Source organism: Streptomyces sp. NPDC017202, assembly GCF_044331705.1.
GTDB lineage: Bacteria > Actinomycetota > Actinomycetes > Streptomycetales > Streptomycetaceae > Streptomyces.
The window spans coordinates 219787-244450 of sequence record NZ_JBIRNP010000002.1; the positions used below are offsets into that span (position 1 = coordinate 219787).

Here is a 24664-nt window from a genome sequence, read left to right on the forward strand (position 1 = left end):
GCTTCGATGGCGTCCTACGTCTCGACAGCTCCCCACCTCTGACACACCGCAGCCACGAGAAAGGTTCCAGGTCCGGCCATGGCGCTCACGCTCTACGTCGACACCGCGCGCTGGCGGGCGCACCACAAGCACGTGCAGGAGCAGTTCCCGGGACTCGTCCCGGTCTGCAAGGGCAACGGCTACGGCTTCGGGCACGAGCGGCTGGCGGAGGAGGCCACCCGGCTGGGCTCGGACATCCTCGCCGTCGGTACGACCTACGAAGCCGCGCGCATCAAGGACTTCTTCGGCGGTGACCTGCTGGTGCTGACGCCGTACCGGCGCGGCGAGGAGCCCGTCCCGCTGCCGGACCGGGTCGTGCGGTCGGTGTCGTCGATCGACGGTGTCTACGGCCTCGTGGGCGCGCGCGTGGTGATCGAGGTGATGTCCTCGATGAAGCGGCACGGCATCAGCGAGCAGGACCTGCCGCAGCTGCACGCCGCCATAGAGAACGTCCGTCTGGAGGGCTTCGCCATCCACCTGCCGCTGGACCGTACCGACGGCTCGGACGCCGTCGAGGAGGTCATCGGCTGGATGGACCGGCTGCGCGCGGCCCGGCTGCCGCTGCACACGATGTTCGTGAGCCACCTCAAGGCCGATGAACTCAGCCGCCTGCAGCAGCAGTTCCCGCAGACCCGCTTCCGTGCCCGCATCGGCACGCGGCTGTGGCTGGGGGACCACGAGGCCACCGAGTACCGCGGCGCCGTCCTGGACGTCACACGCGTCGCCAAGGGCGACCGGTTCGGCTACCGGCAGCAGAAGGCGGCCTCCGACGGCTTCCTGGTGGTCGTGGCGGGCGGTACGTCCCACGGGGTGGGCCTGGAGGCCCCCAAGGCCCTGCACGGCGTCATGCCGCGCGCCAAGGGCGTCGCACGCGCCGGCCTGGCCACGGTGAACCGGAACCTCTCGCCGTTCGTGTGGGGCGGCAAGCAGCGCTGGTTCGCCGAGCCGCCGCACATGCAGGTGTCCATCCTGTTCGTCCCCTCGGACGCGCCGGAGCCGACGGTCGGCGACGAGTTGGTGGCCCATCTGCGGCACACCACCACGCAGTTCGACCGCATCGTGGACCGCTGAGCAGCACGACGACGAAAGGCCGTACACGGGTTTCCGTGTACGGCCTTTCACGTGGTCGCCGGGCTCCGGCGTGTTCGCTCAGGGCGAACCGTCGACGGTGTCTCGCTTGCCCCACTCCACCTGCGGCCCCTCGAAGTGGGCGGCGTGCCGGGCGGGATGAGCCACCGCACCCAGGACGAAGACATCCTCCGCACCGTCGAGCACCCCACCCGAAGGATCGTCGTCCCCGGCCCGGCGGACCACGTCCCGCTCGGGCATCAGGATGTCCCGCACCACCATCACGCACAGATAGAGCGTCCCCAGCAGGTGGACGCCGATGGCCCAGTGATAGCCGTCGACCGGCAGTCCCTTGTGGGCCTCTCCGCTGGTGGTGTAGGCGAGGTACAGCCAGATGCCGAGGAAGTACGTTACCTCGCAGGCCTGCCAGATCAGGAAGTCCCGCCATTTGGGCCGGGCCAGAACAGCCAGCGGCACGAGCCACAGGACGTACTGCGGCGAGTAGACCTTGTTGGTGAGGATGAAGGCCGCCACGATCAGGAAGGCCAGCTGGGCGAAGCGGGGGCGCCGCGGAGCTGTCAGCGTCAGCGCCCCGATCCCCAGTCCGCACGCCACGACCAGAAGCGTGGCGAGCGTGTTGACGCTGTCGGTGGTGAGCGGATCGCTGGAGTTCTGAGCCAGGATCAACCAGAACGACCCGAAGTCGACTCCCCGCTCCTGGCTGAACGTGTAGAACTTCGACCAGCCTTCGAAGGCGAAGAGCATCACTGGCAGGTTCACCACCAGCCAGGCGACGACCGCACCGCCGAGGGCGGTACCGAAGTCCCGCCACTTCCCCGCTCGCCAGCACAGGACGAACAGCGGGCCCAGGAGGAAGACGGGATAGAGCTTGGCGGCGGTGGCGAGCCCCAGCAGGACCCCGAAAGCCAGCGCCCGTCCGCGTGACCACATCAGCATGGCCGCGGCCGTCAGAGCGACTGCCAGAAGATCCCAGTTGATGGTGGCGGTCAGCGCGAACGCGGGCGCCAGGGCCACCAGCAGGCCGTCCCAGGGCCGCCGGGCATGCGTCCGGGCCACACAGACGGCGATGACGGCCGCGCACACCATCAGCATTCCCGCGTTGACCATCCAGTACCACTGGCCCTGGTGCTGGGCGCTGCCGCTGCCCGGCGTCAGCCAGGCGGCCACTTCCATGAACACTCCGGTGAGGACCGGGTATTCGAGGTACTGCATGTCGCCGGGGAGCTTGTCGAAGTACGGCACGAGTCCGTCGGCGAATCCGCGCCCCTGGTACAGGTGCGGGATGTCCGAGTAGCACGCGTGCGTGTACTGGGAAACAGCGCCGAAGAACCAGCCGCCGTTGTAGCAGGGCGCCTTTTGGATCAGGCCGAGGGCGAACATCCCGATGGCCACGAGCGCGACCACGCGTACAGGCGACAGCCAGGACGTCCCGGTCAGGGCTCGCTGCCCCAAGGGGCCGCCGATCAGCTCACTGCCGGCCGCGGCCACCTCGTCGTTCCTGGTCGGCTGCACCGGATCAGGCTCGCGCACGCGCGCTGGCGTCGATTCTGCACTGGGCATGGCCCACATCCTGCCGTACGGACCTAGCAAAACGCCGAGGGCCGCCCCACCTGGTCCGGTGGGGCGACCCTCGTTACACGTGAAACGTCCCCATGTTTCACGTGAAACGCATGTGTGAGGCGATTGCCCGACTAGCCGCTCGATCCTCCGAGGAAGCCGCCGTTGCCGTTGCCTCTGGTGACGTCACCGGTGTCGCTGGGTGAGGGTGAGGGGCTCGTCGTTCCGGTACCGCCGTCGGTGGTGCCCCCGCCGTTCGCGCCGCCCGAGTTGTTGTCGCAACCGAAGAAGTTGTTGCAGGTGTCGCTCGGGGAGGGCGAGGGCTCAGGCTGTTCCGACTCCGTGGGGGTCGGAGACGGCGAGGGGCTCGCCTCCTCGCTCTCCGTGACCGACGGGCTGGGCGACGGGATCGGGTCCTCGTTGAGGACCTCGCCGATGGGCTCGGGTTCCGGGAAGCTCTTCTTCGGCAGGTTCTTCATGGCCTCGGCCATGTAGTCGTGCCAGATCTCCGCCGGGAACGAAGCACCGTGGATCTTCTTCTGGCCACCGGTTCCGAACATCTCCAGAAACGTGCGGTTCTTCTTGGTCTCGTCGTCGTCGTACCGGAACATGGTGATCGCGGTCGACAGCTGCGGCGTGTAGCCGACGAACCAGGCCGACTTGTTGCCGTCGGTGGTACCGGTCTTGCCGGCCACGTCACGGCCGGGCAACTGCGCGGCGCTACCCGTTCCCTTCTCGACCACGGTCTTCAGGACGTCCGTGACGTTGTTCGCGACCTTGGAGGTGAACCCCTCCTTCGTCTCGGTCTTGTGCGTGTAGATCACGCCGTCCCGGCTCGTGACCTTCTGGACCGAGTAGGGGTCACGCTGCTTGCCGCTGGCCGCGAAGGTGGCGTAGGAACCGGCCATCCGGATCGCGCTCGGGTCGGAGATGCCGATCGAGAACGACGGGAAGTCGGCGCCCGTGAGGCTGCTCTCCTTGATACCGGCGCTCATGGCAGCCTCCTTCACCTTGTCCAGGCCGACGTCCATGCCCAGCTGGACGAAGGCAGAGTTCACCGACTCGCGCATCGCCTCCCGCAGGTCGATCTTGAAGTTGGGCGGGCTGCCGTAGGACGCCTGGCCGTCGTTGGTCTGCAGCCACTCCTCACCCTTCTCGTTCTTCCAGATCGTCCCGTCGTATTTCTTGATCTTGAGCTTGTTCTTGCCGCTGAACAGACTCTTGGGGGAGACGATGGTGCGCTCGTCCTGGGCCTGTGACGAGCCGAGGTCCTTGTCGCGGACGCCCCAGCTCATCGCGGCCGCGAGGACGAACGGCTTGAACGTGGAGCCCACCTGGGCACCGGTCTGGTCGGCGTTGTTGGTGAAGTGCTTGGTCGCGTCCTCACCGCCGTAGATCGCCTCGATGGCGCCGGTGGCCGGGTTGACGGACGCTCCGCCGAACTGGACGTGGGTGTCCGTATCGGGGCGTTCCTTCGGCTTGATGTTGGCCTTCTGGACCGCGGAGACAGCCTTCTCCAGTTGCTTGACCTTGTTCTTGTCGAAGGTCGTGTAGATCGAGTAGCCGCCCTGCTGGAGCTTGTCCTGCGTGATCCCCGTTTCCTTGCTGTGGGTGATCACGTAGCCGTTGGCGAGATCGACGAGGTAGCCGGTCTGACCGCTCAACTGGGTGTTGGACCGCGGGTTCTCCAGCTTGGGCAGGGTGGTGAACGTGGCCCGCTTGGCGGCATCCAGGTGCTTGTACTCGACCATCTTGTCGAGGGTGTCCTGCATCTGGGTCAGAGCCCGCTTGCGGTTGGCCTCCGGCGTCGCGGACGCGTCGATGGAGGTGGCGCCGGCGGGGTCGTAGTAGGTGGCACCCTTCAGCGTGGCCGCGAGGAAGGCGCACTCGCCCTCGTTGAGCTTGATGGCGTCCTTGTCGAAGTACGCGCGGGCGGCGGCCTGGATCCCGTAGGCGTTGCGCCCGTAGTACGCCGAGTTCAGGTAGCCCTCGATGATGTCGTCCTTGTCCTCCTCCGCACCGACCTTTATCGACACGAAGATCTCCTTGAACTTGCGGGAGATCGTCTGGGACTGGTCGTTCAGCATGGCGTTCTTGACGTACTGCTGGGTGATGGTCGAGCCGCCCTGCGTCTGTCCACCCCGCGCCATGTTGAACACCGCGCGCGCGATGCCCTTGGGGTCGATGCCGCTGTCGTCGTAGAACGTCTTGTTCTCCTGCGAGATCACCGCCCAGCGCATCGCCTCGGGGATCTGCGAGAGATCGATGATCTGGCGGTTCGTCTCACCACCGGTGGCGACCATCTGGCTGCCGTCGCTCCAGTAGTAGACGTTGTTCTGCGCGGTGGCGGTCTCGTCGACCTTCGGGACGGCGACCATGGCGTACCCGACGCCCGCCACCGCGACCAGGCTGCCCATGAAGCCGACGAACAGGCCGGTGACGAGTTTCCAGGACGGCACCCAGCGCTGCCAGCCGTACTTGCCGGCGCGCGGATAGTCGACCAGGCGTTTCTTGGCGGGTGCCGGACGACCCCGGCCCGGAGGGCCGGACGGTCCGCCTCGGCGGCCTCCTGCCGGCTCGGCGGCTCTGCGCCGGCCACCCGCGCTCCTCTGTGCCGCGCGCCGGGCGTCGGCGCGGCCCCCGGACGAGGGGTCCTCGCCTCCCGGCCCGTGGAAGCCCGACCCGTACGAGTCGGAAGGAGACCCGGTGGCGCCTCGCGGTGCCGCACGGCGGCCGGAGGACGAGCCGGACTGGCCGCGTCGGGCCGCGGCACGTCCGCCTTCCTGCGGCTGCGGCGGTTTGCGACGGTGCTCGCTCATCGAACGACTACTCCTCGGGCAGGCGCATCCGTGCGCGCCTGGAAACGGCGGCTGGTTTCCTGTCCCCCCGAAGTACGGATGGGGTCGCTGGCGCATTCACCCGTACTGCACCGGGGAACTCGACGCCCCCCGGCGTCTCGCGAGTCCCGGTGGTTTTCATGGCGCACAGACTACGCACCCTCAAAACCCGTCCAGCTCCGAAGTTCATCTCAAACCAGGCAACTTGCCCGCAATGAAACCGTGATGTGATCCCGTTCACCATCGCCCCTCTTGTCCCAGCCGCGGGGCCGTTCTATCGTGCTGATGTATCGAGTCGATACATCAGCACGGCATAAGACCGTCAGCGGGCCCGTCACCACGGGTCGCGAGAGAGAGGAGGCGACGATGAGCCGACGTTCCGGAATCCTCGAGTTCGCCGTCCTCGGACTGCTCCGCGAGTCCCCGATGCACGGCTACGAGCTGCGCAAACGACTCAATACGTCACTGGGTGTGTTCCGTGCCTTCAGCTACGGAACCCTCTACCCCTGCCTCAAGACGCTCGTCGCCAACGGCTGGTTGATCGAAGAAGCGGGAAACAGCCCGGAGGACGCCCTGGCCGCTCCGCTCACCGGACGCCGCGCCAAGATCGTCTACCGGCTGACGGCAGAAGGTAAGGAGCACTTCGAGGAACTTCTCTCCCAGACGGGCCCGGACGCGTACGAGGACGAGACCTTCGCCGCTCGCTTCGCCTTCTTCGGCCAGACCTCCCGCGATGTGCGCATGCGCGTCCTGGAGGGCCGTCGCAGCCGCCTGGAGGAGCGCCTCGAGAAGATGCGCGCCTCCCTGGCGCGTACAAGGGAGCGCCTCGACGACTACACGCTTGAGCTCCAGCGCCACGGAATGGAGTCCGTGGAGCGCGAAGTGCGCTGGCTGAACGAGCTCATCGAGAGCGAGCGGGCCGGACGGGACCTGAAGGGGTCCGGTCCCGGAGGATCCGCTCAGCAGAACACCACATCTGGATCGACGGGCGGCCTGCCCCGTCCCGGGGACACCCCCGGGACGGATACGCCCGGCGAAACCGCCACGTGAGCGCCCACTCAGGGCCTCACTCGTACACACAGGGAGCAACCGGAATGGGTTCGGTTCGCGTAGCCATCGTCGGCGTGGGCAACTGCGCGGCGTCGCTGGTGCAGGGCGTCGAGTACTACAAGGACGCCGACCCGGCGTCCAAGGTCCCGGGCCTGATGCACGTGCAGTTCGGGGACTACCACGTCGGTGACGTCGAGTTCGTCGCCGCCTTCGACGTCGACGCGAAGAAGGTCGGCCTCGACCTCTCGGACGCCATCGGTGCCAGCGAGAACAACACCATCAAGATCTGCGACGTGCCGAACAAGGGCATCACGGTCCAGCGCGGCCACACCCTCGACGGTCTCGGCAAGTACTACCGCCAGACCATCGAGGAGTCCGCCGAGGAGCCGGTGGACGTCGTCCAGGTCCTGAAGGACAAGCAGGTCGATGTCCTCGTCTGCTACCTGCCCGTCGGTTCCGAGGACGCGGCGAAGTTCTACGCCCAGTGCGCCATCGACGCCAAGGTCGCCTTCGTCAACGCCCTCCCGGTCTTCATCGCCGGCACCAAGGAGTGGGCGGACAAGTTCACCGAGGCCGGCGTGCCGATCGTCGGTGACGACATCAAGTCCCAGGTCGGCGCCACCATCACGCACCGTGTGATGGCGAAGCTGTTCGAGGACCGCGGTGTCCGGCTCGAGCGCACCATGCAGCTCAACGTCGGCGGCAACATGGACTTCAAGAACATGCTGGAGCGCGACCGCCTCGAGTCCAAGAAGATCTCGAAGACGCAGGCCGTCACCTCGCAGATCCCCGACCGCGACATGGGCGAGAAGAACGTCCACATCGGTCCCTCGGACTACGTGGCCTGGCTCGACGACCGCAAGTGGGCGTACGTCCGTCTCGAGGGCCGCGCCTTCGGTGACGTCCCGCTGAACCTGGAGTACAAGCTCGAGGTCTGGGACTCCCCGAACTCCGCGGGTGTCATCATCGACGCCCTGCGTGCCGCGAAGATCGCCAAGGACCGCGGCATCGGCGGCCCGATCCTGTCGGCGTCCAGCTACTTCATGAAGTCCCCGCCGGTCCAGTACTTCGACGACGAGGCCTACGAGAACGTCGAGAAGTTCATCCGCGGCGAAGTCGAGCGCTGATTCGACCGAGCACGGCGCGCAGACGCGACCTAGGGTCGCGCGCCGGCTCGGTACGGCACACCGCGCTGCGTCCGGCAGCGCTGAAATTCGCTCCTGCCAGGGCTGACGAGGGCCCCCGGGTCGTGTGATCCGGGGGCTTCGCCGTATGTGAGGCTGTCCCCCATGGCCGTCGTCCGCGATCTACGCGTCCTGCTGCGCTTCGGCGACTTCCGGCGCCTGCTCGCCGTACGGCTCCTCTCCCAGTGCGCCGACGGCGTCTACCAGGTCGCGCTCGCGGCCTACGTCGTCTTCTCCCCGGAGAAACAGACCTCGGCCACCGCGATCGCCTCCGCGATGGCGGTGCTGCTCCTCCCGTACTCCCTGGTCGGCCCCTTCGCCGGCGTCCTGCTGGACCGCTGGCGTCGCCGCCAGGTGTTCCTCTACGGCAACCTCCTGCGGGCCCTGCTGGCCTCGGTCACGGCCGCCCTGATCGTCAGCGGTGCTCCCGACTGGCTCTTCTACGCCTCCGCTCTCTGCGTCACCGCGGTCAACCGCTTCGTCCTCGCCGGTCTGTCGGCGGCGCTGCCGCGCGTGGTCGACGCCGAGCGCCTGGTCATCGCCAACTCCCTCTCACCGACGGCGGGCACGCTCGCCGCAACCGCCGGGGGAGGGCTCGCCTTCATGGTCCGGTTGCTGGCCGCCGACTCCGACGCCGCCGTCGTCCTGCTGGGATCGGCGCTGTACCTGTGCGCCGCCCTGGTGTCCCTGCGCCTGGCGGTGGATCTGCTGGGCCCCGAGCGGAACGGGATCCCGCCCCGTCTCACGACCACCCTCCGTGGAACGGCCCGCGGTCTGGCGGCCGGCCTGCGTCACCTCGCCGAGCCGGGTCGACGGCAGGCCTCCTGGGCACTCGGCGCGATCACGCTGATGCGGTTCTGCTACGGCGCCCTGACCGTCATGACGCTGATGCTCTGCCGGTACGCCTGGTCCTCCGACCCGGAGGAGGGGTTGGCCCTGCTCGGGCTGGCGGTGGGCATCGCGGGCGTGGGCTTCTTCATGGCGGCCGTGGTCACCCCGTCCGCCACCAGGCGTCTGGGCCCGGGCCGCTGGATCGTCGTCTGCTCGGCCGTGGCCGCCGTGCTGGAACCCGCGCTGATGCTTCCGTTCGCCGAAGCCACCGCGTTCGTCGCGGCCTTCGTCCTGGGACTCGTCACCCAGGGCGCGAAGATCGCCACCGACACCATCGTCCAGTTCTCCGTGGAGGACGGCTTCCGCGGCCGCGTCTTCTCCCTCTACGACGTGCTGTTCAACGTCGCCTTCGTCGGCGCCGCCGGAGTGGCCGCCGTGATGCTGCCGCCGGACGGGCGCTCCACGGCCCTGGTGGTCACGGTCGCCGTTATCTACGGGGCTGTTTCTGCTGCTATGGCTCGATTTGAACGCCAGTAAGTGTCACATCAATGCCACAGACCCCTCCTGGGCTACAGCGTTGTCAGTGGTGGCCGGTAATTTACGTGCGTCTTATCTCGCGCCTTACGCGCGTCGCACACCTATGTTCTCTAGGGGGACCCCCAGTGACGACTCCGCCGCCCCAGGGCCAGAATCCGTTCGCGCAGCAGGGCCAGCAGCCCTACGGCCAGCCGCAGGGCCAGGCGCCGTACCCGCCGCAGCCGGGCTTCCCGCAGCAGCCCACCGCCCCCTACGGCGCGGTCCCCCCGGCGCCGCCCAGCCGCAAGGTCAGCTTCAAGCTGATCAAGAACGTCGTGATCGTCCTGGCCGTCATCGGCGCGGGCATCGCTGCCTTCATATCGAGCCAGGACGACGCCAACACCGCGGCGGTCGGCGACTGCATGCACCGCGGCAGCACCGACAACAACGACCCCGACCTCGAGGTCGTCGAGTGCAATTCCTCGAAGGCCCAGTATGTGGTGCTGGCGAAGATCGAGGGCGACTTCTCCGCGATCAGCGCGGAGACCAAGTGCTCGGAAAAGGCCAAGGACTTCCAGTACTCGTACACCGAGACCGGCGACGGCAGCAACTTCCTGCTCTGCCTGAAGGACTACACGAAGTAAGGCAGACACGGAAGGGGCGGTGTTTCACGTGAAACACCGCCCCTCGGCATATCCGGACGGGGCATGTTTCACGTGAAACATGCCCCTGCTGCGCACGCCTCAGGCTTCCTTGGCCCACCACTCCTGAAGAGCCGCCACCGCCGCGTCGTACTCCATCGGGCCGTTCTCCAGCCGGAGTTCGAGCAGATGCTTGTAGGCCTTGCCCACGGCAGGGCCGGGACCGACACCCAGGATCTTCATGATCTGGTTGCCGTCGAGGTCCGGACGGATCGCGTCCAACTCCTCCTGTTCCTTCAACTCGTCGATGCGCTCCTCCAACCCGTCGTACGCACGGGAGAGCGCGGTCGCCCTGCGCTTGTTGCGCGTCGTGCAGTCGGAGCGGGTCAGCTTGTGAAGGCGCTCGAGCAGCGGCCCGGCGTCCCGTACGTACCGGCGGACAGCGGAGTCCGTCCATTCACCGGTGCCGTAGCCATGGAAGCGAAGATGGAGTTCGACCAGGCGTGAGACGTCCTTCACCAGTTCATTGGAGTACTTCAGCGCGGTCATGCGCTTCTTGGTCATCTTCGCGCCGACCACCTCGTGGTGGTGGAAGGAGACCCTGCCGTCCTTCTCGAACCGACGGGTTCGCGGCTTGCCGATGTCGTGCAACAGTGCGGCCAGACGGAGGGTGAGGTCGGGGCCGTCGTCCTCCAGCGCGATCGCCTGCTCCAGGACGATCAGTGTGTGCTCATAGACGTCCTTGTGCCGGTGGTGCTCGTCACTCTCCAGCCGCAGGGCGGGCAACTCCGGCAGCACGTACTCGGCGAGCCCGGTGTCGACCAGCAACGTCAGGCCCTTACGGGGACACGAGGAAAGGATGAGCTTGTTCAGCTCGTCCCGCACACGCTCGGCCGAGACGATCTCGAGCCGGCCGGCCATCTCGGTCATCGCCGTGATGACCTCCGGGGCCACCTCGAAGTCGAGCTGGGCGGCGAAGCGGGCGGCACGCATCATCCGCAGCGGGTCGTCCGAGAAGGACTCCTCCGGCGTCCCCGGGGTGCGCAGCACTCGCGCGGCGAGATCATGGAGGCCGCCGTGCGGGTCGATGAACTCCTTCTCCGGGAGTGCCACGGCCATCGCGTTCACCGTGAAGTCGCGCCGTACCAGGTCCTGTTCGATGGAGTCGCCGTACGACACCTCGGGCTTGCGGGACGTCCGGTCGTAGGCTTCCGAACGGTAGGTGGTCACCTCGATCTGGAAGCTCCGATCAACACCTCCGACGCGGGCTTCCTTCTGCGCTCCCACCGTGCCGAACGCGATCCCGACCTCCCATACGGCGTCCGCCCAGGGTCGGACGATCTTCAGCACGTCCTCGGGACGAGCGTCCGTCGTGAAGTCGAGATCGTTGCCGAGTCGGCCGAGCAACGCGTCCCGGACCGAACCGCCGACCAGGGCGAGTGAGAACCCGGCCTCCTGGAAACGGCGGGCGAGGTCGTCGGCGACAGGAGCCACCCGCAGCAATTCACTCACCGCGCGATGTTGCACCTGGCTCAGGACACTGAGGTTGTCTTCGTTGGCGTTCGGCACAACAGAAGAGGGTACGTGGCCCGGCACAGCACGGGCGCCCCTATAAAAGGGGACAGCCACCTCCCTCAACAGTCGCACAATCACCAGCTTTCGTGACATACACGACCACTCCCTCCTGTGCCTGTACATAGAGGATTCACTGTGGGTCGCACCTGATCTTGCACAGCAGACCGTGGCACTTACCCTCGGCAGGCATCGTTACCATGCGTGGACGCACATACCGACGACCACTGACGACGACGAGGGACGGACGAGCGCGTGGCCGAGGCGGCAGACTTCCCGGGGATGGCTCCCTCACCTGCCCGCCGGTGGCTGCGGCGCACCGGAGCACTGCTCGCGGGGGCGCCTCTGCTGGCCGGTCTGCTCCAGCTGCCCGCGTCCTCGGCGTCGGCCGCCGAACAGACCTCCGCCAAGGCGGCCTCGGACACCGGCACGGTCGCCGTCGCCGTCGACTCGCTCACCCCCAGTGCCCCCACCGAGGGCGACACGCTGACCGTGTCCGGCACGGTGACCAACAAGGGCAAGCAGACCGTCACGGACGCGCACGTCGACCTGCGCCTGGGGTCCGCTCTGACGACCCGCTCGGCGATCGACAGCACCGCCAAGCGGCCCGACGACCTGTCGAGCGCTACCGGATCCGAGGTCGGCGACAAGTACATCGCCAAGTTCGCCAAGCTCGCTCCTGGGGTCGCCCAGCAGTTCAGCATCTCCGTACCGGTGGACGAGCTCGATCTCGGGGCGGACGGTGTGTATCCCCTGGGCGTCTCCCTCTCGGGTGAGACGTCCGCGAAGCCGTGGGAGCAGGTACTCGGCATCCAGCGGACGTTTCTGCCGTGGCAGCCCGACCAGGCCGACACCAGGACCCGTACGACGGTGCTGTGGCCGCTGGTCTCCAGCGTCCACATGACGGCCGAGACCGGGTCCGACGAACAGCAGACGCCGGTCTTCCTCAACGACGACCTCGCCGCGGAGATCTCGCCCGGCGGCCGCCTCGACCAGCTCCTGAGCCTGGGCAGGACCCTCGATGTCACCTGGGTGATCGACCCGGACCTGCTGGCCTCCGTCGACGCCATGACCGAGCGGTACGACATCCTCGCCGGCGACACCACCACCGCCGGCAAGCACCAGGCCGTCGCCAGTAAGTGGCTCGCCGCGCTGCAGGAGGCCGTGCGGGGCAAGCAAGTCGTCGCCCTGCCCTACGCCGACCCCGACCTGGCCTCGCTCGCGCACAGCGGCACCAGCGTCACCGGCTCGCTGAGCCAGCTCAAGGCAGCCACGGACGTCGCCGCCGGCACGGTGGAGACCATCCTCCACGTGACCCCCAGCACCGACTTCGCCTGGCCGGTCGAAGGTGCCGTGGACCCGTCGATCGTCAAGGTCGCCACCTCCGCGGGCGCCGACAAGGTGATCGCGCGCAGCGACAGCCTGACGGAGAACGGCGGCCTGTCGTACACGCCTTCCGCGGCCCGCCCCATCGGCGGTGGCACCACCGCGGTGGTGGCGGACACCAGGCTGTCGCAGGCGTTCCAGAGCGACCTGTCGACGGCCTCCGCGTCCACGCTCGCCGTGCAGGAGTTCCTGGCGCAGAGCCTGGCGCTGAACCTCCAGTCGGACAAACAGCGCAGCATCGTCGTGGCCCCTCAGCGCATGCCGACCGCGGCCCAGGCCCAGGCGATGGCGGAAGCGGTCACCGCCCTGCAGGGCGGGACCTGGTCGCAGGCGCAGCAGCTCACGGCGGCCGCCACCGCCAAGCCCGACCCGGGCGCCACGACGAAGGTGCCGTCCCGGTCGGCGTACCCCGCCTCGCTCGCCAAGCGTGAGCTGCCGCGGTCGGCCTTCGTGGACATCGCGACCACGCAGGACCGGCTCGACAACTTCAAGGTGATCCTGACCGACGAGTCCCGGGTGGTGACCCCCTTCGGGCGGGCCGTCAACCGTGAGATGTCCATGTCCTGGCGGGGCCGGACCGCCGCGGCGAGCAGCTTCCGCCAGGGCGTCCAGGCCTACCTCGCCACGCTCGCAGGCCAGGTCAAGCTGATCGAGAAGTCGGAGCTGAAGCTCTCCGGGCGCAGCGCCACCATCCCGGTGACCGTGCAGAACAACCTCGTCCAGGGTGTCGACCACCTGGTGCTGCGGCTCACCTCGACCAATCCGACCCGTCTCGAGATCGACGGCAAGGCCTACGACGAGCGGCCCATCGCGGTCTCCGGCGGGCACAGCACGACGGTGAAGTTCACCACCTCCGCGAACGCCAACGGCCAGGCGGCGGTCGTCGCCCAGCTGTACACCGAGGACGGCAGGGCGTACGGCGCACCGGTCACCTTCGACGTGAAGGTCACCGAGATCACGGCCACCGTGATGCTCGTCATCGGCGGCGGTGTCCTGCTGCTGGTGCTGGCCGGCTTCCGCATGTACACCCAGCGCAAGCGCGCCGCGGCCCGGGGGGCCGAGGACCACGCCGCCGACGGAACGGACCCGGCGGCCGACGCCGCCGAGACCGCGCAGGACTCAGAGAGCCGTCCCGACGACGAGTCGGGTGCCCGGTCCGGGACGGGCGGCCCGGTGCAGCCGAGTGACGGGACACCGGACACCGCAGCGGAAAACACCGGCCCTTCCGGGACGGGTGAGAGAGTGGACCGTTGAGGATGTCGTGGCCGGACGGCCCGGAACGATGAGGTGGGGTAACCATGAACGCGCCGTACGACGGTGACCGCGGCCGGGCCGCGGGCAGCTCGGGCCACCCCGAGGGCCCGCCGCCCGAGCAGGGCCAGGTGCCGCCGCAGCACCCCGCGGACATGTACCTCCAGGACGCCTACGACCAGGACCCCTACCGGTCCCAGGACCTCACCGCGCAGGATCCGGTCGCCGAGGCGCTCTACGACCGTGCCGCGCACCCCCCGCCACCGCCCGGCGCCCACTCCCCCCAGCAGCCGCTCTACGGGCAGCCGCAGCAGTCGCCGTACGCGCCCGACCCCCGGGTCTGGGCCCAGACCCCGGCGCCCGAGCCGGAGGGCCCGACGCAGTACCTGCCGTACGGCGACGACCCGCGCACGACCCAGTTCGTGGGTGTGGACGATCTCGTCACGCACTCCGGTGAGGAGCGTCACGAACCCGACGCCTTCGCCCACCTCTTCCGCGACCAGCAGCAGGGCGGCACCCGCTCCCAGACGGACTCGCCCGCGGTACCGGGGCCGGCGCACGCTCCGGGCGGCCCGGGTCCCGCCGCGCAGTACCGGGCGCCCGCGGCCGTCCGTGTTCCAGGACCTGAGGGGCCGGCGTCCGGCGTCGAGCAGACCATGAACCTCACCGCCACCCCGGCGGCGGCCCCCGCACCGTCCGCGAAGAAGGGCGGGCGGGCCACGGGGCTGCTGAAGTCGAGCGCCGTGATGGCGGCGGGCACGATGGTCTCGCGCCTGACCGGGTTCATCCGGTCGGCGATGATCGTCTCCGCCCTGGGTCTCGGCTTCCTCGGTGACTCGTTCCAGGTCGCCTACCAGCTGCCGACGATGATCTACATCCTGACCGTCGGCGGTGGCCTCAACTCCGTCTTCGTGCCGCAGCTCGTCCGTGCCATGAAGGAGGACGACGACGGCGGCGAGGCGTACGCCAACCGTCTCCTGACCCTCGTGATGGTGGCCCTGGCGGCGCTCACCGGCCTCGCGATGTTCGCCGCGCCGCTCCTGGTCCGCATGCTGGCGAACCCCGTCGCGAACAACCCCGCGGCCAACGAGGTCGCCGTCACCTTCACGCGCTACTTCCTGCCCTCGATCTTCTTCATGGGCGTCCACGTGGTGATGGGGCAGATCCTCAACGCCCGGGGGAAGTTCGGCGCGATGATGTGGACCCCGGTCCTGAACAACGTCGTCATCATCGTGACGCTCGGCGCGTTCCTGTGGGTGTACGGCACCTCGGCGGACTCCGAGATGAGCGTCACGAACATCCCGCCGGAGGGCCAGCGTCTCCTCGGCATCGGCATCCTGCTCGGCCTGGTCGTCCAGGCCCTCGCGATGATCCCGTATCTGCGCGAGACCGGCTTCCGGATGCGGCTGCGCTTCGACTGGAAGGGCCACGGCCTCGGCAAGGCCGCCATGCTCGCCAAGTGGACGATCCTGTTCGTCCTGGCCAACCAGGCGGGCGCGCTGGTGGTCACCCAGCTGTCCACCGCGGCCGGCATCGACTCGGGCGTCAAGGGCACCGGTTTCGCCGCCTACGCCAACGCGCAGCTGATCTGGGGCCTGCCGCAGGCCATCATCACCGTGTCACTGATGGCCGCCCTGCTGCCCCGTATCTCGCGCTCCGCGGCCGAGCAGGACGCGGGTGCCGTCCGCGACGACATCTCCCAGGGCCTGCGCACCACAGCCGTCGCGATCGTGCCCATCGCCTTCGGGTTCATCGCACTCGGTGTCCCGATGTGCACGCTGATCTTCGGCTCCTCGGGTGTCGCCGAGGCCACGAACATGGGCTTCATGCTGATGGCCTTCGGCCTCGGCCTGATCCCCTACTCCGTGCAGTACGTCGTCCTGCGCGCCTTCTACGCGTACGAGGACACCCGGACCCCCTTCTACAACACGGTGATCGTGGCCGCAGTCAACGCAGCCGCCTCCGCCGCCTGCTACTTCCTGCTGCCCGCCCGCTGGGCCGTGGTCGGCATGGCCGCCTCCTACGGCCTGGCTTACGCCATCGGTGTCGGCGTCGCCTGGAACCGTCTGCGCAAGCGGCTCGGCGGGGACCTGGACGGTGCCCGCGTGCTGCGGACGTACGCGCGGCTGTGCATCGCCGCCGTACCGGCCGCCCTGCTCAGCGGCGCCGCCTGCTACGGCATCGCCCAGACTCTCGGACAGGGTGTCCCGGGCTCCTTCGCCGCGCTGCTGGCGGGTGGGGCCGTCCTGCTCGGTGTCTTCTTCGTGGCCGCCCGCCGCATGCGGATCGAGGAGCTCAACTCGCTCGTCGGCATGGTGCGCGGACGCCTGGGGCGTTGAGGCAGGGGTAGGCGCACAACCATCGTCCGCCGCCGTGTGTCGTGCATAGCGCCGGACTGTGGGCACAATTGGTTTCGGCGTCGGACGGCGCGCACGGAGTCGGACGGCGCGCATGGATGGGGAGGCAGGGACGACGGTGGCGGAACCGAGTACGGCTGCCGTCGACGTGGCAGACAACAGCGGTGACGAGCCGCTGACCGCACAGGCGGACCAGTCCACGGCCGACGGTGTGGCCAAGAACCGGGAGCGGGACACGGACAGCGACGAGGCACAGGGGAGTGGTGGGACCGGGGGTCCCGGAAAGGCCTCGGCGCCGGAGCTGCACAGCGGCCACAAGCTCGCCAGACGCTATCGGCTCGAGGACTGTGTCACCCGTCTGGACGGCTTCAGCAGTTGGCGTGCGGTCGACGAGAAACTCCGTCGTGCCGTCGGCGTCCATGTACTGCCCTCCGATCATCCGCGGGCCCGTTCCGTCCTGGCGGCGGCCCGGTCCTCCGCCCTGCTCGGCGATCCTCGCTTCGTCCAGGTCCTGGACGCCGTCGAGGAGAACGACCTCGTCTACGTGGTCCATGAGTGGCTGCCCGATGCCACCGAACTGACCACCCTTCTCGCCTCCGGACCCCTGGAGCCACACGACGCCTACCAGATGGTGAGTCAGATCGCCTCTGCCATGGCGGCCGCCCACCGCGAAGGACTCGCGCACCTGCGGTTGAACCCCAACGCCGTGTTGCGCACCTCCACGGGCCAGTGGCGCATCCGCGGACTCGCCGTGAACGCGGCGCTGCGCGGCATCAGCTCCGACACCCCCCAGCGCACCGACACCGAGGCGATCGGCGCCCTGCTGTACGCGGCGCTCACCCAGCGCTGGCCGTACGAGAACGACGCCTATGGACTGTCCGGGCTGCCCAAGGACATCGGACTGATCCCTCCCGACCAGGTGCGTGCCGGCGTCCACCGCGGCCTGTCGGAGCTGACCATGCGTGCCCTCGTCAACGACGGGGCGACCGCCTCCCGGCACGAGTCCGCCTGCACCACCCCTGAGGAGCTGGTCAAGGCCATCGGCGAGATGCCCCGCATCCGCCCGCCGGAGCCCGCCTTCACCACACCTCCCGAGTACCAGCACACGACGTACCAGCAGGGCAGCTACGGACGCCCCTCGACGCATCCGGGCGCCACCCAGCCGGTACAGGCCCCGCCTCCCCCATTGCAGAGCCGCACCGGCAAGGCGCTCAAGTGGGCGGTCTCCGCACTGCTCATCGCGGCCCTCGGCCTCGGCAGCTGGCAGCTCGCGGACGCCCTGATGGACCGGGTCGACACCGACGACACGAACCAGACGCAGACCACGGACGCCGACGACAACAACAGTGCCGCGCCCAAGCCGGTCCAGCAGCTCAAGATCCAGGGCTCGCAGGAGTACGTCGCCAGCGGCTCCGCCCAGGCACCGGAAGACGTCGCCAACACCTATGACGGCGACAGCTCCACCTACTGGCGGACCAAGCGCTACACGGAGGGCCCGAACCTCGCTCCGTACAAGCCCGGCGTGGGCATCGTCTACGACCTCGGATCGGCCCAGGAGGTCTCCGCGGCGTCGATAGGACTCCGGTACGCCGGCGACCACACGACCGTGAAGCTCTACGCAGCGGACTCGCTCACCCCGTCCACGGGCATCAGCGGCATGAAGGAGATCGGCACCGCCGACGCCAGCGGTACCTCGCTGACGGTGAAGGCGTCGAAGGCGGTGAAGACCCAGTACGTGCTGCTCTGGATCACCGCCGTACCGTATGCCCCCACCGACGGCTTCAGTGGTTCCGGCTACAAACAGGCCGTCACGGACGTGAAGTTCACGGGCTGAGATCTCGTCCGAAGGGGAGGGGGTCCGATGACAGCAGGCGCCGACTACGATGGAATCAGCGATCAGGATCTCCTCGCCCGTCACGTGGAAGGTGATTCCGAGGCCTTCGGTGAGCTTGTGCTGCGTCACCGCGACCGACTGTGGGCCGTGGCCCTGCGAACGCTGGGAGACCGCGAGGAGGCTGCTGACGCGGTTCAGGACGCCCTCGTGTCCGCCTACCGGGCTGCCCACACCTTCCGCGGCCAGTCCGCCGTCACCACCTGGCTGCACCGGATCACCGTGAACGCCTGTCTGGACCGAGCCCGCAAGGCAGCCTCCCGCAAGACCTCCCCGGTCGATGACACCGAGCGTCTGGAGCAGCTGCTGGAGCCGCACGAGTCGGCGTCGGCACCCGCCGAACGCAACGACCTGCACCGTCAGCTGCTCGACGCCCTCGGCACCCTGCCGCCCGACCAGCGTGCGGCGCTCGTCCTGGTCGACATGCAGGGCTACCCCGTCGCTGAGGCCGCCCGCCTTCTCGACATTCCCACGGGGACGGTGAAAAGCCGCTGCGCCCGCGGCAGGGCAAGACTGCTGCCGCTGCTCACCCATCTGCGACCGGCGAGTTCCGGCGAGGTGAGGGAAAACAGTCGGGGACGGAACCGGGCGGAGGGGACATCCGTCCCACCGGCAGCGGGTCCCCGGAACGAGGATCCGGACGGCGCCGAAACCGGCGATTCAGCTGCTGTGAAGGGCGGAGGTGGGCGAACGTGACATCGACGACGGACACGGCCGGACACCCGGACGTAGCGGAGATCTCCGAGCTCACCGAAGGGCTGCTCACCCCCTCCCGCAGCGCGGAGGTGCGTCGGCATCTCGACGCCTGCGTGTCCTGTGCGGACGTCCACGCCTCGCTGGAGGAGATCAGAGGCCTCTTGGGGAGGCTGCCCGGAGCGGCGCGGATGCCGGACGATGTCGCCCAGCGCATTGATACCGCACTCGCCGCGGAAGCACTGGTCAGCGCCACCACTCCGGAACCTCCGGTGAGGGCTGCCGTTCCCGGGTCGAGCGGCACCGCTGCACATGTTTCACGTGAAACATCGACGGTGCAGTCGCGGCCCGCAGGGCGGGCTCGTCCTCCTGCCGGCGGCCCCGGTCGGAAGAGTCGCCGTCGGGGCGGGCGGCGCAGGATCGCCGTCCTGGGGACCGTCTTCGCCGTCACCACGCTGGGCATCGGGTCGGTCCTGGTGTCGTCGCTGACCGGCGACGAGGGACCGGGCACCTCGGCACCCGGTCGGCAGGCCACCGTGGCGGACACCTTTTCGGAGAACGGTCTGGAGCAGCAGGTCGTCGATCTCCTCGCCGCCTCCCCCGCATCCAGTCCACAGACGCTGGGTATGCAGGGCGAGCCGGAGACCAACAGTCCCCGGGTCCTCCACCAGCCCACGGTGCCCGACTGTGTCCAGAAGGGCATGGACCGAAAAGACGCGGCCCTGGTCGTCGAGAAAGGCACGTTCCAGGGGAAAGAAGCTCTCCTCGTCGTCCTCCCCGACAGCTCCGACAGCACGCGGGTCACCGCGTACCTCATGGATGCGACCTGCGTCAGCCGACCGTCGTCCGACACGGCGAAGATCCTCCTGAAGGACTCCTACACTCGCCGTTGACGCCTCCCGACATCGTCTCCGCCGTGCGCGGTATCCCGTACGGTGTCGGCCCCTTGGTGTGCCCGGACACACCGGGAATGCGCGCCCCTTAGGATCCGTTGGGTGGGGTGAGAGTTCCCAGAAGCTCCCCCGGTCGATCGACACAGACCAGAGACGAGGAATCAAGCCGTGAGCGACGTCCGAAACGTGATCATCATCGGCTCCGGGCCCGCCGGCTACACGGCGGCGCTCTACACCGCCCGCGCTTCGCTGAAGCCGCTGGTGTTCGAGGGGGCCGTCACCGCGGGCGGCGCCCTGATGAACACCACCGAGGTGGAGAACTTCCCCGGCTTCCAGGACGGCATCATGGGCCCCGAGCTCATGGACAACATGCGCGCCCAGGCCGAGCGCTTCGGTGCCGAACTGATCCCCGACGACGTCGTCTCCGTCGACCTCACCGGTGAGATCAAGACCGTGACCGACACGGCCGGCACCGTCCACCGGGCCAAGGCTGTCATCGTCACCACCGGCTCCCAGCACCGCAAGCTCGGCCTGCCCAACGAGGACGCCCTCTCCGGCCGCGGCGTCTCGTGGTGTGCCACGTGTGACGGCTTCTTCTTCAAGGACCAGGACATCGCCGTGATCGGCGGCGGTGACACCGCCATGGAGGAAGCCACCTTCCTCTCGCGCTTCGCCAAGTCCGTGACGATCGTCCACCGCCGTGACACCCTGCGCGCCTCCAAGGCGATGCAGGAGCGTGCCTTCGCCGACCCGAAGATCACGTTCGTCTGGGACAGCGAGGTCGCCGAGATCCAGGGCGACCCGAAGCTGGCCGGTCTGAAGCTGCGCAACCTCAAGACCGGTGAACTCTCCGACCTGCCGGTGACGGGCCTGTTCATCGCGATCGGCCACGACCCGCGCACCGAACTCTTCAAGGGCCAGCTCGACCTGGACGAGGAGGGCTACCTGAAGGTCGCCGCCCCGTCCACCCGGACGAACGTGACGGGTGTCTTCGGCGCGGGCGACGTCGTCGACCACACCTACCGTCAGGCGATCACCGCAGCCGGCACCGGCTGCTCCGCCGCCCTCGACGCCGAGCGCTACCTCGCCGCCCTCGCGGACGAGGAGCAGGCCGAGCCCGAGAAGACCGCCGTCTGACCTCCCGCCCCACCGCACACATCACTTAAAGGAGCCCGCCGTGGCCGACCTCAAGCACGTAACCGACGACTCCTTCGAGCAGGACGTCCTCAAGAGCGACAAGCCCGTCCTGGTGGACTTCTGGGCTGCCTGGTGCGGCCCGTGCCGCCAGATCGCCCCGTCCCTCGAAGCGATCGCGGCCGAGTACGGCGACAAGATCGAGGTCGTCAAGCTCAACATCGACGAGAACCCGGGTACGGCTGCCAAGTACGGCGTGATGTCCATCCCGACTCTGAACGTGTACCAGAACGGTGAGGTCGCCAAGACCATCGTCGGCGCCAAGCCCAAGGCCGCGCTCGTCCGCGACCTCGAGGACTTCATCACCGAGTGACGTTCTGAGCGTCGCGCACGCGACGAATGTTTCACGTGAAACATGAATGGGCCGACCCGAAAGGGCCGGCCCGTTTGCTTGTCCGAAGAGTCGATCCCCTAGGACCCGTCCTCCGCAGCCGTCTCAGAAGCCAGTCTGAGCCGATCACAACGGTCTCAGCACCGGCTCCTTCTGCACGGCCCCCAGAAGCCGGTCGAGCGCCATCTCCACGTCTTCCTTCCAGGAGAGGGTGGTGCGCAGTTCCAGCCTCAGCCGTGGATGTGCAGGGTGGGGCCGAACCGTCTTGAAGCCCACCGCCAGCAGATGGTCGGCCGGGAGAAGACAGGCGGGGTCCTTCCAGCGGGCGTCACCGAACGCCTCGATCGCTTTGAAGCCGCGGCGCAGCAGATCTTTGGCAACCGTCTGCACCATCACCCGGCCGAGCCCCTGGCCCTGATAGCCCGGCACGATGAACGCGGTCATCAGTTGCACCGCGTCCGGGGAGACAGGGCTCGTGGGGAACGCCGTCGAGCGGGGAACGTACGCGGGCGGAGCGTAGAGCACATAGCCCACCGGGACGTCATCGACGTAAACGACCCGGCCACAGGAGCCCCAGTCGAGCAGTACGGCGGAGATCCAGGCCTCTTTCTCCACCGCTGTCGTCCCCGTCCTCAGCGCTGCCTCGCCACTGACGGGGTCCAATTCCCAGAAGACACACGAGCGGCAGCGCTGGGGGAGGTCCTGAAGGTTGTCCAGCGTGAGCGGTACGAGCCGACGCCCCATGAAGGCTGATCCTCGCTTCCTTCGCCCGCGGCACCGCGAGCGGCTGTCAGAGCGCTCCGTTACCTGAGCCGACCGCCGACGAGCCCATCGACCACACCGGTACCCACGGCCGTGCTCATCAGTCGGCCCGGTTCATCCTTCGCATGGCCCTGCCCGCCACTCACAGGTGTCATCAGGTGGTGGCGCCATAGCTCCTCGCATCGTATCCACGAGGCGATTCTCTCGACACCGCGTGAAAGCAAAGAGCGAGCCGTGCTCCGGTACGCAACGGAGGCGGCTCGCTCTTGGCAGTCGAGGGCGGCCCTGCCGGGGAAAGGTTCAGTCGTCCGTTTCCTCGGACTCGCCCTCCACGAGACCCTTCTGAAGGACGGGCCCTTCGCCGGGGGCCAGACTGTCGAGAATCCGCTCGAGGTCTTCCATGGAGGCGAACTCGACGGTGATCTTGCCCTTCTTCTGCCCCAGATCGACCTTGACCCGTGTCTCGAAACGGTCCGAGAGCCGGGTGGCGAGGTCGGACAGCGCCGGCGACACCCGGCCTCCGGCACGAGGCCCCTTGGATCGCTGCGGGGTCTGGGGGCGCGACCCCATGAGGGTCACGATCTCTTCGACCGCCCGTACGGACAGTCCCTCCGCCACGATGCGGTGGGCCAGCCGATCCTGCTCCTCCGAGTCGTCGACGGAGAGCAGCGCCCGCGCGTGGCCGGCCGAGAGCACACCGGCCGCGACCCGGCGCTGGACTGCCGGTGAGAGCTTCAGCAACCGCAGCGTGTTGGAGACCTGAGGACGTGAGCGTCCGATTCGGTCCGCCAGCTGGTCATGGGTGCAGTTGAAGTCCTTCAGCAACTGGTCGTACGCGGCAGCCTCCTCCAGCGGGTTCAGCTGAGCCCGGTGGAGGTTCTCCAGCAGTGCGTCCAGAAGGAGCTTCTCGTCGTCCGTGGCTCGGACGATCGCCGGGATCGCCTCCAGGCCCGCCTCACGACAGGCCCGCCAGCGCCGCTCGCCCATGATCAGCTCATAGCGCGCGGGACCGGTCTGTCGTACGACGACCGGCTGGAGGAGACCGACCTCCCTGATGGAGGTGATCAGCTCCTGAAGCGCGTCATCGTCGAAGACCTCGCGCGGCTGGCGTGGGTTCGGGGTGATGAAGTCGAGCGGAAGCTCCGCGAAGTGGGCGCCCAGGGGCGGCGCCGGAACGTCCACTGCACCGTTCGCCGAGGACTCCTCGGTTTCACGTGAAACAGGCGGCAGCGTGGCTACCTTCGCCGCAGCCACCCCACGGTCGGTCGTCAGGGCCGGAACACCGGCGGAGGACGTGGAGGTTCCACCTCCCACCGCGGTCTGCGCCGGTGTCCTTTCCGTCGGGGCAGCAGGGATCAGTGCGCCGAGACCACGGCCCAGCCCCCTCCGTCGATCACTCACTGCATCCCCTCCATGGTCGGGTTGTTCTGCGCGCCGATATGGGCGTGCGTGCCGTCGTAGCTGACGCCGACGCCCCTCAGCGCGATCTCTCGGGCTGCTTCAAGGTAGGACAGGGCACCGCTCGATCCAGGATCGTAGGTCAGTACCGTCTGGCCATAGCTCGGCGCTTCGGAGATACGGACCGAGCGGGGAATGCTCGTCCGCAGCACCTCGTCGCCGAAGTGGGTGCGCACCTCCTCGGCGACCTGTGACGCGAGGCGCGTCCGGCCGTCGTACATGGTGAGCAGGATGGTCGACACATGGAGGGTGGGGTTGAGATGGCCTCGCACCAGGTCGACGTTGCGCAGCAGCTGACCCAGTCCCTCCAGTGCGTAGTACTCGCACTGGATCGGGATGAGGACCTCCTGGCCGGCGACCAGCGCGTTGACCGTCAGGAGGCCGAGCGAGGGAGGGCAGTCGATGAGGACATAGTCCAGCGGCTGCTCGTATGCCTGGATGGCTCGCTCGAGCCGGCTTTCGCGCGCCACCAGCGACACGAGTTCAATCTCCGCACCGGCGAGATCGATCGTGGCGGGAGCGCAGAAGAGGCCTTCGACATCGGGGACCGGCTGGACCACTTCCGCCAGGGGGCGGCTCTCGACCAGTACGTCGTAGATGGACGGGACTTCGGCGTGATGGTCGATCCCGAGAGCGGTGGAGGCATTGCCCTGTGGGTCGAGGTCGATCACCAGAACACGGCCACCGTGGAGAGCCAGCGATGCGGCAAGGTTGACGGTCGTCGTCGTCTTGCCCACACCGCCCTTCTGATTGGCCACCACGATGATGCGGGTCTGCTCGGGCCGCGGCAGGCCTTCGCCGGCGCGTCCGAGAGCCTCTACCGCCAGTTGGGCAGCATGACCGATCGGGGTGTCGTCCATGGGGGGCGGTGTTTCACGTGAAACATCCTCCCCCATCGACTCGGTACGGGGACCGGGGACCGGATCGGTCATCGGTCCCGCGATGTTGGCGTCGGACCGCAAGGATTCACTCTCCTCGACTTCAGGCTCGCAATGCACAGAGCCTCCCATGCCTTCGGGGTCGTGAACCAGTGAGGCCTGGTCTTCTGTGGAGAAATCCACCTCTGTGGACAACTCCACCCCACTGGCGAGTGAGCCGAGAGGCTTCCGATCGCGAGGTTCGGCCGCAACGC

18 protein-coding genes are annotated in these 24664 nt (G+C 68.2%); 12 read left to right on the forward strand and 6 right to left on the reverse strand.

The annotated features are described in order from the left end of the window. Positions 1–78: 78 nt before the first annotated feature. Positions 79–1110, forward strand: coding sequence for an alanine racemase (locus ACH4N1_RS05230; RefSeq protein WP_398094621.1), 1032 nt, complete (start codon positions 79–81; stop codon positions 1108–1110). A gap of 78 nt (positions 1111–1188) precedes the next feature. On the opposite strand, the gene ACH4N1_RS05235 is transcribed toward ACH4N1_RS05230, so the two are convergent. Both ACH4N1_RS05235 and ACH4N1_RS05240 read right to left on the reverse strand, forming a co-directional pair. Continuing rightward, positions 1189–2688, reverse strand: a complete 1500-nt coding sequence (locus ACH4N1_RS05235; RefSeq protein WP_398094623.1) for a glycosyltransferase family 87 protein — start codon at positions 2686–2688, stop codon at positions 1189–1191. A gap of 131 nt (positions 2689–2819) precedes the next feature. Beyond that, the gene (locus ACH4N1_RS05240; RefSeq protein ID WP_398094625.1) at positions 2820–5504 is read right to left on the reverse strand and encodes a transglycosylase domain-containing protein; all 2685 of its coding nucleotides are present in this window, start codon (positions 5502–5504) and stop codon (positions 2820–2822) included. 384 nt (positions 5505–5888) lie between these two features. Here ACH4N1_RS05240 and ACH4N1_RS05245 point away from each other — a divergent pair, with 384 nt between their 5' ends. From ACH4N1_RS05245 to ACH4N1_RS05260, 4 genes are all read left to right on the forward strand, one after another. After that, a complete protein-coding gene (locus ACH4N1_RS05245; RefSeq protein WP_382792408.1) occupies positions 5889–6572 on the forward strand; it encodes a helix-turn-helix transcriptional regulator in 684 nt (227 codons plus the stop codon). A gap of 44 nt (positions 6573–6616) precedes the next feature. Beyond that, positions 6617–7699, forward strand: a complete 1083-nt coding sequence (locus ACH4N1_RS05250; RefSeq protein WP_363092315.1) for an inositol-3-phosphate synthase — start codon at positions 6617–6619, stop codon at positions 7697–7699. Positions 7700–7861: 162 nt separating this feature from the next. After that, on the forward strand, positions 7862–9124 hold the full coding sequence (locus ACH4N1_RS05255; RefSeq protein WP_398094627.1) for an MFS transporter: 1263 nt from the start codon (positions 7862–7864) through the stop codon (positions 9122–9124). Positions 9125–9249: 125 nt separating this feature from the next. Continuing rightward, positions 9250–9747: a hypothetical protein gene (locus ACH4N1_RS05260; RefSeq protein WP_398094629.1), complete on the forward strand. Its 498-nt coding sequence runs from the start codon at positions 9250–9252 to the stop codon at positions 9745–9747. Between the two features lie 99 nt (positions 9748–9846). On the opposite strand, the gene ACH4N1_RS05265 is transcribed toward ACH4N1_RS05260, so the two are convergent. Then, positions 9847–11313, reverse strand: coding sequence for a CCA tRNA nucleotidyltransferase (locus ACH4N1_RS05265; RefSeq protein WP_398094631.1), 1467 nt, complete (start codon positions 11311–11313; stop codon positions 9847–9849). Positions 11314–11571: 258 nt separating this feature from the next. On the opposite strand from ACH4N1_RS05265, the gene ACH4N1_RS05270 reads away from it, so the two are divergent. From ACH4N1_RS05270 to trxA, 7 genes are all read left to right on the forward strand, one after another. Then, positions 11572–13956 carry a DUF6049 family protein gene (locus tag ACH4N1_RS05270; protein WP_398094633.1) on the forward strand — a complete coding sequence of 795 codons (2385 nt, stop codon included), beginning with the start codon at positions 11572–11574 and terminating at the stop codon, positions 13954–13956. A gap of 44 nt (positions 13957–14000) precedes the next feature. Continuing rightward, positions 14001–16292: a murein biosynthesis integral membrane protein MurJ gene (gene murJ, locus ACH4N1_RS05275; protein WP_398094634.1), complete on the forward strand. Its 2292-nt coding sequence runs from the start codon at positions 14001–14003 to the stop codon at positions 16290–16292. A gap of 136 nt (positions 16293–16428) precedes the next feature. Further along, positions 16429–18144 (forward strand): serine/threonine protein kinase, encoded by a 1716-nt coding sequence (locus ACH4N1_RS05280; protein ID WP_398094635.1) that lies wholly within the window; start codon positions 16429–16431, stop codon positions 18142–18144. Between the two features lie 27 nt (positions 18145–18171). Continuing rightward, the gene (gene sigM / locus ACH4N1_RS05285) at positions 18172–18897 is read left to right on the forward strand and encodes an RNA polymerase sigma factor SigM (protein ID WP_398094637.1); all 726 of its coding nucleotides are present in this window, start codon (positions 18172–18174) and stop codon (positions 18895–18897) included. Continuing rightward, on the forward strand, positions 18894–19787 hold the full coding sequence (locus tag ACH4N1_RS05290) for a hypothetical protein (protein ID WP_398094638.1): 894 nt from the start codon (positions 18894–18896) through the stop codon (positions 19785–19787). The genes sigM and ACH4N1_RS05290 overlap by 4 nt, the downstream gene beginning before the upstream one ends. A gap of 168 nt (positions 19788–19955) precedes the next feature. Next, positions 19956–20924, forward strand: coding sequence for a thioredoxin-disulfide reductase (trxB, locus tag ACH4N1_RS05295; protein ID WP_363092305.1), 969 nt, complete (start codon positions 19956–19958; stop codon positions 20922–20924). Positions 20925–20964: 40 nt separating this feature from the next. Continuing rightward, positions 20965–21294 carry a thioredoxin gene (gene trxA, locus ACH4N1_RS05300; RefSeq protein ID WP_398094640.1) on the forward strand — a complete coding sequence of 110 codons (330 nt, stop codon included), beginning with the start codon at positions 20965–20967 and terminating at the stop codon, positions 21292–21294. 144 nt (positions 21295–21438) lie between these two features. On the opposite strand, the gene ACH4N1_RS05305 is transcribed toward trxA, so the two are convergent. From ACH4N1_RS05305 to ACH4N1_RS05315, 3 genes are all read right to left on the reverse strand, one after another. Then, positions 21439–22056 carry a GNAT family N-acetyltransferase gene (locus ACH4N1_RS05305; RefSeq protein ID WP_398094642.1) on the reverse strand — a complete coding sequence of 206 codons (618 nt, stop codon included), beginning with the start codon at positions 22054–22056 and terminating at the stop codon, positions 21439–21441. A gap of 318 nt (positions 22057–22374) precedes the next feature. Beyond that, positions 22375–23475, reverse strand: coding sequence for a ParB/RepB/Spo0J family partition protein (locus ACH4N1_RS05310; protein WP_398094643.1), 1101 nt, complete (start codon positions 23473–23475; stop codon positions 22375–22377). Next, positions 23472–24542, reverse strand: a complete 1071-nt coding sequence (locus ACH4N1_RS05315; RefSeq protein ID WP_398095245.1) for a ParA family protein — start codon at positions 24540–24542, stop codon at positions 23472–23474. The genes ACH4N1_RS05310 and ACH4N1_RS05315 overlap by 4 nt, the downstream gene beginning before the upstream one ends. Positions 24543–24664 lie beyond the last annotated feature (122 nt).